Source organism: Rothia sp. HMSC069C10 (genome assembly GCF_001812205.1).
In the GTDB taxonomy this organism is placed as follows: Bacteria; Actinomycetota; Actinomycetes; order Actinomycetales; family Micrococcaceae; genus Rothia; species Rothia mucilaginosa.
In genome coordinates this window covers 1-13,495 of the sequence record NZ_KV808282.1, presented here as the reverse complement: position 1 = coordinate 13,495, position 13,495 = coordinate 1, and the positions used below count along the sequence as shown (strand labels likewise).

The 13,495-nt window shown below is 59.3% G+C and carries 11 protein-coding genes; 4 read left to right on the top strand and 7 right to left on the bottom strand.

The features are described from left to right. Positions 1-308: 308 nt before the first annotated feature. The 3 genes from HMPREF2842_RS00055 to HMPREF2842_RS00045 form a co-directional block, all read right to left on the bottom strand. The gene (locus tag HMPREF2842_RS00055; protein WP_049361881.1) at positions 309-1,313 is read right to left on the bottom strand and encodes an Abi family protein; all 1,005 of its coding nucleotides are present in this window, start codon (positions 1,311-1,313) and stop codon (positions 309-311) included. Between the two features lie 296 nt (positions 1,314-1,609). Further along, on the bottom strand, positions 1,610-2,116 hold the full coding sequence (locus HMPREF2842_RS00050; protein WP_070641768.1) for a CoA-binding protein: 507 nt from the start codon (positions 2,114-2,116) through the stop codon (positions 1,610-1,612). Continuing rightward, on the bottom strand, positions 2,116-3,576 hold the full coding sequence (locus tag HMPREF2842_RS00045; protein WP_070641766.1) for an O-acetylhomoserine aminocarboxypropyltransferase/cysteine synthase family protein: 1,461 nt from the start codon (positions 3,574-3,576) through the stop codon (positions 2,116-2,118). Before HMPREF2842_RS00045 ends, HMPREF2842_RS00050 begins: the two co-directional genes overlap by 1 nt. A 379-nt stretch (positions 3,577-3,955) precedes the next feature. On the opposite strand from HMPREF2842_RS00045, the gene HMPREF2842_RS00040 reads away from it, so the two are divergent. Then, positions 3,956-5,557 (top strand): ATP-binding protein, encoded by a 1,602-nt coding sequence (locus tag HMPREF2842_RS00040; RefSeq protein ID WP_070605131.1) that lies wholly within the window; start codon positions 3,956-3,958, stop codon positions 5,555-5,557. 92 nt (positions 5,558-5,649) lie between these two features. Here HMPREF2842_RS00040 and HMPREF2842_RS00035 read toward each other — a convergent pair whose 3' ends face one another. The 3 genes from HMPREF2842_RS00035 to HMPREF2842_RS00025 form a co-directional block, all read right to left on the bottom strand. Beyond that, complete coding sequence (locus tag HMPREF2842_RS00035) at positions 5,650-6,570, bottom strand: YwqG family protein (protein ID WP_070605134.1); 921 nt, start codon at positions 6,568-6,570, stop codon at positions 5,650-5,652. 41 nt (positions 6,571-6,611) lie between these two features. Next, complete coding sequence (locus HMPREF2842_RS00030) at positions 6,612-7,511, bottom strand: YwqG family protein (RefSeq protein WP_070641764.1); 900 nt, start codon at positions 7,509-7,511, stop codon at positions 6,612-6,614. A gap of 279 nt (positions 7,512-7,790) precedes the next feature. Continuing rightward, positions 7,791-8,810, bottom strand: a complete 1,020-nt coding sequence (locus HMPREF2842_RS00025) for an ABC transporter substrate-binding protein (protein WP_070641847.1) — start codon at positions 8,808-8,810, stop codon at positions 7,791-7,793. Between the two features lie 123 nt (positions 8,811-8,933). Here HMPREF2842_RS00025 and HMPREF2842_RS00020 point away from each other — a divergent pair, with 123 nt between their 5' ends. The 3 genes from HMPREF2842_RS00020 (at position 8,934) to HMPREF2842_RS00010 (ending at position 12,253) form a co-directional block, all read left to right on the top strand. After that, entirely contained in the window at positions 8,934-10,205 is a 1,272-nt protein-coding gene (locus tag HMPREF2842_RS00020) for a FecCD family ABC transporter permease (RefSeq protein ID WP_070634263.1), read from the top strand. Positions 10,206-10,230: 25 nt separating this feature from the next. Next, positions 10,231-11,283 (top strand): FecCD family ABC transporter permease, encoded by a 1,053-nt coding sequence (locus HMPREF2842_RS00015; protein WP_070634262.1) that lies wholly within the window; start codon positions 10,231-10,233, stop codon positions 11,281-11,283. A 286-nt stretch (positions 11,284-11,569) separates the two neighbouring features. Beyond that, positions 11,570-12,253 (top strand): integrase, encoded by a 684-nt coding sequence (locus HMPREF2842_RS00010; protein WP_070641763.1) that lies wholly within the window; start codon positions 11,570-11,572, stop codon positions 12,251-12,253. 66 nt (positions 12,254-12,319) lie between these two features. Here HMPREF2842_RS00010 and HMPREF2842_RS00005 read toward each other — a convergent pair whose 3' ends face one another. Continuing rightward, entirely contained in the window at positions 12,320-13,345 is a 1,026-nt protein-coding gene (locus HMPREF2842_RS00005) for a magnesium and cobalt transport protein CorA (protein WP_049357905.1), read from the bottom strand. Positions 13,346-13,495 lie beyond the last annotated feature (150 nt).

The following is a 13,495-nucleotide window of genomic DNA, read 5'->3' as shown; positions in this document are numbered from 1 at the left end:
TTCCGTCACAATCTGTGAGAGAGGAAAACCCGGCGGTCGGTACGCGTGTGTGCTGTGTACCGGCCGCCGGGCTCCACACTAGGATACCGGCTTAGCACCCCAGAACATAGGGGTCAGGTTTACCTTAAAGCTGAACTGCTCTCGACAAGGGGCGATGCTACGCCCTCAATCTCGCCCACAACGCGCCGAATGCTCCACCGGGCACAGATTAGGGGCGCCCCGGGAATCACCCCGGGTACGCCCCCTCTCTTAGTCCAATGAGAACGCCAGCGTCATAATGCGAGGTGCCTGCGGGACTGTCGCTGTTTTCAGAAGATTTTCTGCGAACCTACGCCAATGTAGTAGCTCTCATTCTGCTTCACTAAAGCTTTTATCGCTTTCCAGGCCTCCCTCTGACGACAGGTGTTTCCCTGCAAAAGAGCAACATTGGCGAAGCTGACCAACATACCTTTCGGGTCCGCTTCGCGGAGGTCCTTAGCAAAAATTTTAGGCTTTGCAGAGGTATCAGTCGTTGGCATCATCCAGAGGCGAGAACCATGAGCTACACGGTTTCTCAGAGTGGTCAGAGACTTAAGACGGCCCTCAAAGTGCTTATGGTTCACCCCCATATACCCTGCGGTCTTTTTGTAGAGCAGCAACTTTTCAGAACCTCCAGACTCAGTGGAGGTTTCTGAAGCATAACTTTGGACCACTGCGTGGGAGAGAAGTCCCAAAGAAAACGAATCAACAATAGACCACAGGGGAAGCTCTTTTTGCATCATCTCTCGAAGCGCCTCAACATCTTCCCAGTCTTCCAAGCTTTCAGAGGGATTTTTAGAGGAACTTTTAGCGCAAGATTTCCACCACTCCTCAATACGCTCACGAACATACGGTTCACGGTATCGCAGGATATGCCGCATCATATCTTTGATAAGCGCATCTACTGGCCTGTCCTGATTTATGCAGATATATACATCCGGGTTGAGGTACTCATGGGGACTACGATAAGTACAGAATGCTTCCACCCATGCAGCTCGAATCGCCTGTTCGCTCTGCCTCATGTATCCGTACAGGAGGGAAGAGACCTCCACATCCATACGCACAATATCTAAAATATCTGAGATGTCTGGCTTCTCAGGCAGAAATCCCTCGCTCTTGTATTTGTTGTAATTACGAAAGTATCCCAGAAGGTAGTGGAAATTAGAGCATGCAAGCATGTCTCGGTCATCATCGCTCAGGGTCGTTCCCTGAGGAAAATACCTCTTAGCAACAAGGTATTCCTTCTGGTCCTCTATTGAAGGCAGAAATACGCACGATTCCTTGGGCAAAACCACTGCTCTCCTTACTCGGTTCGCCGTAGAACCGAACATAAAAAAGGACCCCCTCGAGATGCGCTTGAATCAGAGGCGGAGGGGGGACTGTTAGTACAACCATAACATTGAAGCTACACGCTCTCAAGGAATCTGGGCGTTTTCCCTGGTTATCTTCTGGTTGCTTATATCGCTACATCGTCCTTAATGAAGGAGGGGCGTACCCGGGAATCACCCCGGGTACGCCCCTCCTAGCACGCTGACAAGCGCCTAATTTTTGTAATTACAAGCTACGGTAGCCGCAGCTTACACAGCGCAGGCTACTTGGACAGCACCTGACGCTTCGAAGAAATCACGCCCGTATTGAAACCAGCCAGGTGCAGGCCACCGTGGAAACGCGCATGCTCAATCTTCACGCACTTATCCATCACCACATTCAGGCCGGCGGCCTCACCGATTGCGGCGGCCTCCTCGTTCCAGGAGCCCAGCTGCATCCAGACGGTCTTCGCGCCCAGGTCAACAGCCTCCTGCACCACGCCCTGCAGGTCCTCATTACGGCGGAAAATCTCCACCAGATCCGGGACCTCCGGCAGGTCCTGCAGCGACGGGTACACCGGCTGACCCAGCACAAGCTTGCCCTTCGCCGCCAGAATCGGGTTCACAAAGTACAGCTTGTACGGCGAAGCCGACTGCAGGTACGTCGCCACAAAGTAGGAGGCACGCGAAATCTTATCGCTCATACCCACAATCGCAATCGTGCGGGTATTACGCAGAATGTTCAGACGCTCAGGGGCGGAAGGACCCACCCAGGTACGCTTCTCAGTCATTACTTCTCCTCCTGAGTGGTAGTAGGCAGGGAGCAGGATGCGCCAGCAGCAGCCTCAGCGGCGGCAGCGTCCTCGGCGGCCTTAGCGGCGGCAACCGCCTCCTCAGCCTCCACAATCTTGTCTGCACTGGACTCGCCCACACGCTCACCGGCGTGGTTCAGGCCAGTCGCGTAAGTCAGCGCCTGGTCCAGGTCCCAAATGATGTCTTCGACGTCTTCCAGACCCACCGAGATACGGATCAGGTCCTCACCGACACCGCCAGCTTTAAGCTGCTCAGCGGTCAGCTGCTGGTGAGTGGTCGAACCCGGGTGCAGAACCAGGGTGCGGGCGTCACCAATGTTCGCCAGGTGGCTTGCCAGCTGCAGCGCACCAATGAACTCGCCACCAACCAGACGGCCGGAAGCCTTCTCAGTCGCCTTCACACCGAAGGAGAACACGGAACCAACACCCAGCGGCAGCAGCTTCTTCGCACGCTCGTAGTGCGGGTGGTCTTCCAGGCCAGCGTAGTTCACGTAGGCGATACGCTCGTCCTCAACCAGCCAGTTGACGACCTGCTTAGCGTTGGCGAGGTGCGCATCCATGCGCTGCGGCAGAGTCTCAACACCCTGCAGCAGGTTGAACGCGGACTGCGGGCTCAGCGACGGACCGAAGTCACGCAGCTGCTCAGAACGCAGCTTAGTCAGGAAACCGAACTCACCGAAGTTACCCCACCAGGACACGCCGTTGTAGGAGGGAACCGGCTCGGTCATGGACGGGAAGTTGCCGTTACCCCAGTTGAAACGACCGGACTCGACGACGATACCGCCGAGGGTGGTGCCGTGACCGCCCAGGAACTTAGTTGCCGAGTGGATGACAATGTCCGCGCCGTGCTCGATGGGGCGGATCAGGTAGGGGGTGGACAGGGTTGCGTCCACGACCAGGGGGATGCCCGCCTCGTGGGCGACCTCTGCAAGGCCTTCCAGGTCGGCAACCTCACCGGAGGGGTTCGCCACGATCTCGGTGTAGATCGCCTTGGTGTTCTCGGTCAGCGCCGCCTTGTAGTCGGCGGGGTCGGTGCCGGGCACGAAGGTGGTCTCAATGCCGAAGCGGCGCAGAGACACGTCCAGCTGGGTGACGGTGCCGCCGTACAGCTGGGAAGATGCCACAATGTGGTCGCCCTGCTGGCACAGAGCCGCGAAGGTGATGAACTCGGCAGCCATGCCGGATGCGGTCGCTACCGCACCGATACCGCCTTCGAGGGAGGCGATGCGCTCCTCCAGCGCGGCGACGGTGGGGTTGGACAGACGCGAGTAGATGTTGCCGTACTTCTGCAGGGAGAAGAGGTTCGCCGCGTCGTCAGCGTCCTTGAAGACGAAGGAGGTGGTCTGGTAGATGGGGACCGCGCGGGATCCGTGCTCGGCGTCGGGGGTGCCGCCCGCGTGTAGTGCGCGGGTTCGGAAGCCGAAAGTGTGTTCAGCCATTGGTTTGCTCCTGGTGTATCTGCCCGCCGGGGATGGGCGGGGAGTCGATAGTGGCTCGACTTTATACTGTGCCACCGTCACGGGGGCGCACCAAGTGCGGGTACCTATGTGTCGTTTATTGCGGATTATGACGGGGCATCATATCAGCTGTCATAACAGAAGTTGTTATGACGGCTGTTATGATGCGCGCTCAATCAGCGCCGGCAAAATACCCGGTTTTAGCTTGCAAATCCGGGGTTTTCAAGGTTCAAGGCGCGAGGAAAATATCGCATCATAACAACATTATCGCAGGATCATAACAACTTCATAACAGAAATTGTTATGATGCTGTTATGACGTTGCTATGACGTTCACCAAGAAGTAGCCATCGGGAGCATGCATGGAAACAAACACCGCCGAACTCATCAAAAACCTACGCCATAACCGGGCTGAAAACGGGCGGGTAGAAGTCAAAGCTGCCGCTGGCGGGTTCCCTAAGTCCGTTCTTGAAACCGTTAGCGCCTTCGCTAACGGCGACGGTGGCACCATCCTTCTTGGCCTGACCGACCCGGCAGAGGGTCTGCAACCGGTTGAAGGTTTCAATGCACAGGCAGTCCACGACGCATCCGTTGAGGCAATCCGTTCCAAGATCACGCCTCGACCCCCGGTAGATATTCAAATTGAGGCGGCAGATGAGCAGCACCGTATCGTGCGCATCGACGTACTCCCCGGCGACCCGACGCAGAAGCCCTACTACATCGAAACACACGGCATGTACAACGGCTCCTACCAGCGCGTCGGCGAGGCCGATATTCGCCTCACCAAGTACGAGATTGACCGCCTCCTAGAGAACCGCAGTCAGCCCCGCTACGACGAGGAACTCGTCAGCGAGGCAAGCTTCAAGGACCTCTCACCCACCCTCGTCAGCGCCTACGTTGCCCGCCTCCGCGAAGAACAGCCTCGCGTTTTTGCGGCGCTTTCTGACCGTGAGGTTCTTCTGCAGGCACGCATTCTGCGCATCGATTCTGAGGGTCGAGAAGTGCCCACTCTTGGGGCGCTTCTCGCCATGGGCTCCTACCCGCAGGCGTTCTTCCCGCAGCTGATGATGAGCGTCGTTGTTCTTCCCGGTGAAGAACTCGGTGAGGTCACCGAGGACGGTCGACGTTTCCTAGACAATCACAGCTGTACCGGGCCTATCCCCTCCATGCTGGATGAAGCGATGGGCGTTTTGGTTCGCAATATGCGCAAAACGTCCACGATGGAGGGTCTCAACAGCAGCGGTATCGGGCGGGTTGAGCGCTACGAGTATCCGCTGGAGGCTATCCGTGAGCTCCTGGTTAACGCCCTCATGCACCGCGACTACTCGCCGGGTGCGCGCGGCTCGCAGGTGCAGGTTGAGCTCTACACCAACCGCCTGGTGGTGCGTAGCCCGGGTGGTATTTACGGTGCCGTGACTATCCGAGATTTTGGTCAGCCCGGTGTTTCTTCAACCCGCAATAGCTACCTGGCGAGCATTCTGACTGACCTGCCCGACCCGGCGACGGGGCGTTTGATTGCGGAGAACAGGGCTTCGGGTATTCCCACGGTTCTGCGCGCGCTGAAGGAGGCGGGTCTGCCCGCTCCCCAGTTTGCTGACCGTCTACTCTATGTGCAGGTCACTCTGATGCAACCCCCACAGGATGTGTCTTCTACGGAACAGAAGACCACACCTGAGGATAAGACTCAGCAAGCAACCCATTCCACGGGCAAAGATTCAGCCGACGCCGTCGAACCGACGGGAGTCGACGTGTCGCTTGATGGTCTCAGCGAACGCCAGGCTGGTATTGTGCGCGGCCTGCGCGCACAGGGCGAGGCTGTTTCCACGGCGTATATCCAAGAACATTGGGGTCGGGGCGCTTCACGTACCTCCATTACGAATGACCTGCGCAGTCTTGTGGAGGCGAAGCTGATTGTCCCGACGGCTCCGCCGCGTAGTAAGAACCGTAAGTATCGCGCTGCTTAGAAGTGCCCGATAAAAGGTACACAAAAAGGGGAGGGAAATAGAGCGGTTATTCTCTATTTCCCTCCCCTGCGGCTACTCAGCCAAGACCTTACTTAGCCGCAGGCCCACTCAAAGACGACCTGCGAGAAATCGCGGGCGGCAAGCGTCTCCGGAGTAATCAGCCAGTTCGCCGCACCGGCATCACCCCACATGATCTCGATTTCTTCGTCTTCGTTCTCCTCGTTCTCCGACTCGGAGACGATAGTCAGCAGGTTCACCGTGTGGCCGCGCAGCTCCTTGAACTCGTCACGCGGGTCATTCTGCACGAAGTACGGGTATCCGCCCACGTGGGAGTACTCTTCATCCGACTCGAAGGGGTCCGTCAGCTCGTAGATAGCTTCGCGGCGAGGCTGGTTCTTATACGGGTTTTTGTGCGCCTCGGGCAGCAACTCATCCGGGTAGGTTTCATCCCATTTCTTGCCAAAGAGGTCATAGTAGTCGTAGCCGGATGCGGTCACACCCTGCTCACGCACCTCAAAGGTCATGCCGTACTCAATTTCGAGCGGGCCGCTCTCACAGTCGAAACCGCCAATGGGCCAACCGCCTTCGTCCCAGTCCACGTTCGGGAACGGGGCGTCCGGGTTCGGTTCGCCCAACGTCTCGTAGTAGACGACGCGGTGATTCTTCTGAGAGAGCGGGTTCTCGTAGTCGTAACCCCACAGGCATTCTTCGTCGTTCGGGTCCATCCAGAACTGCAGCAGACCGGTGGCGGGGTACAGGTCGTTTTCGGGCAGGTCAGCGCAGTTAATCTGCGCAATCATACCCAGCGGCTCACCCTTCTCATTGGTCGGTGCGGACTCGCCAGCGGGCAGGTAGGGGCGGCCACCAAACTTGGAGGCAGTCTGCGGCAAGGGATCGGCGGGAACGAAGGGCTTCAGCGCGATAGCCTTCTTGCGGGCACCCTCCTGGTTGAGCAGGTCGATAACGTGCTTCGCCTGCTTCTCGATGTCCTTGAACGGCTTGTTGTCGAGCATTTTAGAGTCTCCTCATTGATGATGTGAAAGTAATACGGTGTCTAGCTGCAAGCCCACTCAAAGACGACCTGCGAGAAGTCGCGGGCGGCAAGTGCCTCCGGGGTAATCAGCCAGTTCGCTGCACCGGCATCACTCCATATCACGTACACGTCCTCCTCAGCATCCTCGCCCCACTCCGACTCGATAGTCAGCAGGTTCACCGAGTGGCCGCGCAGCTCCTCAAACTCATCGCGCGGGTCACCCTGCGCGAACGAAGGGTAGCCGCCAATATACGAGTAATCCCTCTCCTCCGATTCGAAGGGCTCCAGCAGGTTGTAGGAGGCGTTATCGCGTGCGTTCGGGTTCTCGGGAAGCTTCTGGTCCGGGTACATTTCATCCCAGGCATCAGCGAACTGGTCGTAGATTTCGAGGCCACCGTCCAGGAAGCTCTGTTCCCAGGTCTCGAAGGCAAGTGCGTACTCGGTGGTCGCCTCAGAAACGTCCTCGCCCTCGGGGCCCAGAGGCCAATCGTATTTATCCCAATTCACGGTCGGGAAGGGGGCATCCGGGTTCGGCTCATCCAACGTCTCGTAGTAGACCACGCGGTGGTTTTTCTGCGAGAGCGGGTTCTTGTAGTCGTAACCCCACATGCACTTTTCGTCGTTGGGGTTAATCCAGAACTGCAGCAGACCGGTTGCCGGGTAGATGTCGTTTTCAGGCAGGTCAGCGCAGTTAATCTGCGCAATCATGCCCAACGGCTCACCCTTCTCATTGGTCGGCGCGGACTCGCCCGCGGGCAGGTACGGTCGGCCACCAAACTTGGATGCGGTCTGCGGCAGCGGGGCGTCGGGGCGGGTTACCTTCAGGCGGATTGCCTGCTTGTGGGCGCCACGCTCGTTGAGCGCGTCGATGACGCGGCGTGCCTGCGCCAGGGTCTCTTCGGAGGGCTTGTTCTTCGGCATTGTGTGCTCGTTTCGTCGGTGAATTAATCGGTGTGTAAGGTTCGGTGTGTCGGGCGCGGGGCTACGGTACCGCTGCGCCTTCTACCCCCATTAGACCCTATTTCGGGCGGGCGCGCACCAATTCCGGTCACGAGTGCATCCGGCGGCGACAATCAGGTGCGAAAGCAGGTGCCAAGCGTGCAGAAAGCCCCGCCTCCTCACCCTCATACGCGGGCATGAGAGGTAAGAAGCGGGGCTTCCCGGCGAATCTCTACGAATCTCTACGAGAGGCTAGAACCTTTAGAGTGCCTTCTCGATGGTCTCCAGAACACCAAGCGCGGCAGCCGGGCCAGCGTTCAGGAAGAACATGTCAGAATCCACGCTGTGCGCGTGCTTCTCGGTAACAGCCTTGAGGGTGCTCCACAGCGCCTCACCGGTCAGCTTGGACTCGTCGCCGCCCTGCACACCGTAGAACAGGTAGTCGCCGTCAGCCTGGTCAAGCTGCTCGGAGCTCAAGTCGATGGAGGTCTTCTCAACCTGCGCAGCTGCGGGACGTGCCAGGGACGCATCCGCGCAGATGGAGCCCACGAACGAGGACTTCGCGAAGATGCGGGTGCGGTCAGCGGAAGCGTACAGGAAGGAGAAGGTCTTCTCACTGCCAGCCTTCTGACCGACCGACTTCGCCTTGGTGTTGTACTCCTCCATGAGCTTCTCAGCCTTCTCGGTGGTGCCCAGCGCGGCGGCAATCAGCAGGAAGTCCTGCTTCCAGTTGATGCCGGTTCCCTCGGTGACCACGGTCGGCGCGATCTTGGCGAGGGACTCGTACAGCTCGTCCTTCTTGTTGGTGTTGTTAATGAGGATCAGGTCGGGTTTGAGGTTTGCGATGGCCTCAACGTCCGGGTCGGTGCGCTTACCGACCTTGGCAATCTTGTCGAGCTCTGCGGACTTATTGGAGAACTTGGTCTTCAGGTAGGTGGGGACCAGGTCGGCGTCGCCTGCGGTTGCCGCGCCGACGGGCACGACGCCCAGGGAGAGCACGCCGTCGAGCTGACCGGTGGAGAGAATCACGACCTTGGAGGGTGCGGATTTGATGGTGGTTTCACCGCGGAAGTGCTTGACGGTACGGGGGAATTCGCCGTCAACGGTGGTGGTGCCCATGCCGGAGGGCAGGGCGGAGGGTGCCACCTTCTTACCGGTCGCAGAAGCAGACGCGGAGGAAGAGCCGGAAGTGTTGGAGGAGCCGCATGCCGCCAGGGCGAGGGCACCGAAGGAACCGAGTGCGAGTGCGCCGAAGGAGCGGCGGGTGATCTTGTTCGTCATATTTGCCATATTATTAGGATAACCTCATATATGCATATGCGATACTTAATACTTATCTATTGATACGTTAAGCATCCTCCGTCCGCACGGGAGCACACCGCTCCCCCACCACCTCCAAAGCCTATGACACCACAGACCTCCCCCTCTTCCGGACCCGCCGTTAGCGCTGCTTCCCTGGCGAAAATTCGTGCCCTCTCCGCTTCTTCGGACGCCGTATCTGGCGCCTCCTCTGGCGGTCAGGGTGGCAAGTCTATCTCGCGTCTGGCGGTTGCGCTCATTATTGGCGGCGTTCTGCTAGTGCTGCTTTGCGCCCTGTCGTTTACGGTGGGTTCGCGCCTGTTCACCCTGGACCGCTCCATTGACGGTTTCCTCCACCCGGAGGCGAACACCATCGAGTCGAAGCTGATTTGGGCGAAGCGTGCCCCGCGTACCGCCGCGGCGTTGCTGGTGGGTGCCGCGTTGGCGGTGTCGGGTGTGCTCATGCAGGCGTTGAGCCGTAACCCGCTGGCTGAGCCGGGTCTGCTGGGTGTGAACTCGGGTGCTGCCGCCTCCGTGGTGGTCGGTGTGGGCGTTTTTGGGGTGTCGTCCCCGTTCGTTCAGCTCTGGCTGGCGCTGGCCGGTTCGGGTCTGGCGGCGGCGCTGGTGTTCGTCATGGGCCTGGTGGATTCTAAACCGAACCTGGATTCGACGGCGCGTCTGGTGCTGACGGGTGTGGCGGTGAATGCCTGCCTGGGCACGATTACCGGCATTATCACGATGTTTAATTCGAAGGCTTTTGATTCGCACCGTTTCTGGGTGGTGGGTTCGCTGGAGAACCGCACCTTTGAGCAGGTGCTGTCTGCGCTGCCCTTTGTGGCGTTGGGTTTGGTGCTGTCGTTCATGCTGATTGGTCCTCTGCGTGCCCTGGCACTTGGAGAGGATGCGGCAGCCGGCCTGGGTGTGCCGGTGACAATGGTGCGTGGCGCGACGATTATTGCGATCATGGCACTGTGTGGTGCGGCGACTGCGGTTGCGGGCCCGATTGGTTTTGTGGGCCTGGTCGTGCCGCATGTGGTGCGTCTGCTGGTGGGTTCCGATATTGCGCGTGTGCTGCCGCTGTCGCTGGTGTACGGCCCGGTGTTGGTACTTGCCTCCGATATTTTGGGTCGCGTTCTGGTGATGCCGAGTGAGCTTGAGGTGGGTATTGTGACCGCCTTTATTGGTGCCCCGGTGCTAATGGTTCTGGTGCTGCGATTGAGTACGGGTGCGCGCGGTGCGAAGAAGGGCCGCATGGGTGCGAAGGCGCAGGCGCACGATGAGTCGGGTCCGGCTCATGTGTCGGAGCACGGTCCGCATCGTGCTCAGCGCCCTGTTGCACGTGGTTCGTCTGGTTCGACTGGCGTATCTGGTTCGTAGGTCCCGGTTTCTGAGAGGTTTTATTGTGAGCGTTGTGTCTCGTTCTGTAGCCGGGTCTGCTGTTGCCGGGTCTGTGCGTATCCCGGGGCGTTACCGCACCCCTATTCCGCGTACCCTGCTGGTGGTGGCGGTGCTTGTGGTGGCGGCGGTCGCCTCCCTGGTGTTTGGTAGTTATCAGATGAGCCCTGATCAGGTGTTTCGCCTGATTTTTCAGGGTGAGGGCACGGAGATTGAGCGTCAGCTGGTGTTGAATCAGCGTCTGCCGCGTATGCTTGCCGCCGTGGTGGTGGGTGCGGCTTTGGGCTTGTCGGGCGCTATTTTTCAGTCGGTTTCGCGTAATGCTCTGGGTTCGCCGGATATTATCGGTTTCACGGTGGGTTCGGCGACCGGTGCCCTGTCTGTGGTGCTGATTGGGTCGTTGAGTTCTACCGGCGTGGGTATGGGCATGGGCGCTATTATTGGCGGTTTTGCGACGGCGGCTGTGGTGATGCTTCTGGCGGGTGTGCGCGGTGGCGCGACGATGGGTCAGAAGATGGTGCTGATTGGTATTGCGGTGAGTGCGATGCTCAGTTCCGTAAATGATTACCTGATTACGCGCGGTGATTTGGAGAAGGCGGAGGCGGCGAAGACCTGGCAGCACGGTTCGCTGAATGCGCTGTCGTGGAATCAGATGTCGGTGCAGGCAGTGCTGCTGCTGGTGGCTATTCCGCTGGTGCTGATGCTGACGCATCGCCTGCGCGTCTTGGAGCTCGGCGACGATTTGGCAGCGGGTTTGGGTCTGCCGGTGAAGAGGACCGTGAACATGCTGGTGGCGGCCGCCGTACTCCTGGTGGCTGTGGCGATTTCTGTTGCCGGCCCGATTGGTTTCTTGGCGCTGGTTGCCCCGCAGATTGCGCGCCGCCTGTGGAACACTCCGGGTATGGCGATGTGGCATTCGGCGTTGCTGGGTTCGGTAATTTTGGTGCTGGCTGATTTTGTGTCGGCTCGTGCGTTGGCGCCGTTCCAGATTCCGGTGGGCCTGGTGACGGGCGCGTTGGGTGGCGTGTATATGCTGTGGTTGCTGTACCGTCAGCGCTAGTTGCGCCGTCTTACTCCGTATGAGTGACCGGGTGTTCCCCACTGTGGGGGCACCCGGTTTTCTCTGTTTCACGGGGCTTCACGGGCGGTTTCACCGGGTTTCACGGGTGGTTTCAGAATTTTTCGGAATTTTCCCAGTTTTACCCCGGGGTAGATTAAAAACTGCTTATCGTGTCAGGGGTCGCTCATAGAGTGTAGGTGTTGGAAGGGACGATCCTTCCGACCGGGCACGCCGTCTCCTGCGGTGTTGCCGCTAGGTTGATTCAGCATCTACGGAAGGAACGGTCATGGAAAACACCACTCACGAGAGCCAGTACGCAAACGCAGAGATTTCCTGCACCGCCGATGAGCAGCTGTGCCGTGATGCAGAGTTTAACCTGCTGATGCAGGCGGGCACCATCGTCCGTATGGAGCGTTTCAACGTGGAGGAGCTCCGCGGCGTTCTGGAGCAGCTGGTGGCTGACGGTTCGTGCTTCCGCACCGCGCCGGCCTCTTCGACCATGGGCCGCGTGATGCGTCACCTGACTCAGGGTGCTTCCGGTTACGAGGTGAACCTGGCTGAGCTGCGTGCAGCGGCACAGAACGCTCTGCTGTTCGTGTTCCCCCTGGAAAAGGACCTGGAGATGTGCCTGCGCTTTGAGCGTGTGCAGGGTACCGGCCTGGCGCTAACTCGCCTGGGCGTGAGCCCGGTCAATGGTGACCTGTGGACTCAGCACTGGGCGATGCGCGCGCTGGAGTGCACCGGCGGCGTGTTTGCGGTGGAGTCCGCTCCAGGTGCCTGCAATTTTGAGCTGCGCCGCGAGATGTTCTACGCGATGCTGTCGCTGGTTCACTTGTCGACTTTGGGTCTGTCGGCTGAGCCGGAGGACTTCTACATGTTTGCCGATTCGGAGGCTGTGTGTAAGAAGTTCAAGCGTGAGCGTCGCGATTGCCGCCGCGCAATGCGCGCACAGTACGACCGCGCCGCGTAAGGCATGTGTGTATGCCCTACGCGGCATACGCGTTTAAAGGCCTAGCCAGTGGCGTTTTGTGGACTGTTAGAGCCACTTATTCTTCTTGAAGAACCAGTAGAGGAGCAGACAGGAGACCAGCATCAGCAGCAGGGCCGCCGGGTAGCCGAACTCCCACTTGAGCTCGGGCATGACCTCAAAGTTCATGCCGTACACCGAGCCAACAATGGTGGGCACCATGAGTAGCGCCGCATAGGCGGAAATTTTCTTGGTGTCGTCGTTCTGTTGCTGACCGAGCAGGGTGTCGTGCACGCGCAGGGCGTTTTCGAGGGAGCTACGAAGATCCTCAAGGCGTTCCTTCGTGTGCACCACGTGGTCGAGCACATTACGGAACTGGCGGGCAAGTTCCACGGCCTCGTCTTCAACCTCGCCCTGGCTCGCGCCCGGGTAGGGGGACGGGTCGAGCGCGCCGGTGCGTAGGCCTTCAATGATGCGACCCATCATCGGTTCGAGGGGTCGGCAGGCTCGCTGAAAGTCAATCACCTGGTTGAGTAGCTCGTATATGCGCTGCGCCAGGGAGTTGGCGTCTTGGCGGTCGTGCGCGGAGAACAGGATGTCTTCAATCTCGTCGTTGTCGTTCTCGAGTCCCTCGAGCACGGGGGCGTACCTGTCGACGGTGCTGTCGAGGATGCGGTGCAGCAGTCGGGCGGGGGATGCATCGGGGGTGGCGTAGAGCAGGTTGAACTTGTCGTTGATGCGCTGTTCGTCGCGAACGAGTGCGAGGGTGTAGCGGGGGCCGGTGAAGAGGTGCAGTTCGCTGAGGCGCACTTCTTCTTCTTTGTCGAGGTAGATGGCGGGGCGGATGACGGTGAAGAGGGAGTCGCCGTATCGTTCTAGTTTGGCGCGCTGGTGGCCTCGTCCGGCGTCTTCGATGGCGAGTTCGTGCAGGTTGAAGGTTTTTTGCAGGGCGTGTAGTTCGTGGATGTCGGGGTTGGCGTATCCGAGGGCTACGGCGGTGTTCTCGTCCGCGTAGGCGCGGAGGGTTTCTTCCTCGGTGGCACCCAGCTGAGGGCGGTCCGAGCTCGGGTAGATAGCTCCGGTGATATAGGACATCGTTTTTCTCCTCTGAACGCTTTGGCGCCACGTGTGTGGGCGCTCTTTCCAGCATACGGCACACGCCCCGCCTGGTCATGTGCACCGCGTGTGCACCTGGCATGGAAAAGCCCCCGGAAGGCACTGAACTGCGCCCCGAAACTTGGACGC

Coding starts and splice junctions, on each gene's coding strand:
- HMPREF2842_RS00005 (WP_049357905.1), bottom strand. CDS start 13,345: ATGTCCTATATCACCGGAGCTATCTACCCGAGCTCGGACCGCCCTCAG.
- HMPREF2842_RS00050 (WP_070641768.1), bottom strand. CDS start 2,116: ATGACTGAGAAGCGTACCTGGGTGGGTCCTTCCGCCCCTGAGCGTCTG.
- HMPREF2842_RS00035 (WP_070605134.1), bottom strand. CDS start 6,570: ATGCTCGACAACAAGCCGTTCAAGGACATCGAGAAGCAGGCGAAGCAC.
- HMPREF2842_RS00045 (WP_070641766.1), bottom strand. CDS start 3,576: ATGGCTGAACACACTTTCGGCTTCCGAACCCGCGCACTACACGCGGGC.
- HMPREF2842_RS00010 (WP_070641763.1), top strand. CDS start 11,570: ATGGAAAACACCACTCACGAGAGCCAGTACGCAAACGCAGAGATTTCC.
- HMPREF2842_RS00020 (WP_070634263.1), top strand. CDS start 8,934: ATGACACCACAGACCTCCCCCTCTTCCGGACCCGCCGTTAGCGCTGCT.
- HMPREF2842_RS00025 (WP_070641847.1), bottom strand. CDS start 8,810: ATGACGAACAAGATCACCCGCCGCTCCTTCGGCGCACTCGCACTCGGT.
- HMPREF2842_RS00040 (WP_070605131.1), top strand. CDS start 3,956: ATGGAAACAAACACCGCCGAACTCATCAAAAACCTACGCCATAACCGG.
- HMPREF2842_RS00030 (WP_070641764.1), bottom strand. CDS start 7,511: ATGCCGAAGAACAAGCCCTCCGAAGAGACCCTGGCGCAGGCACGCCGC.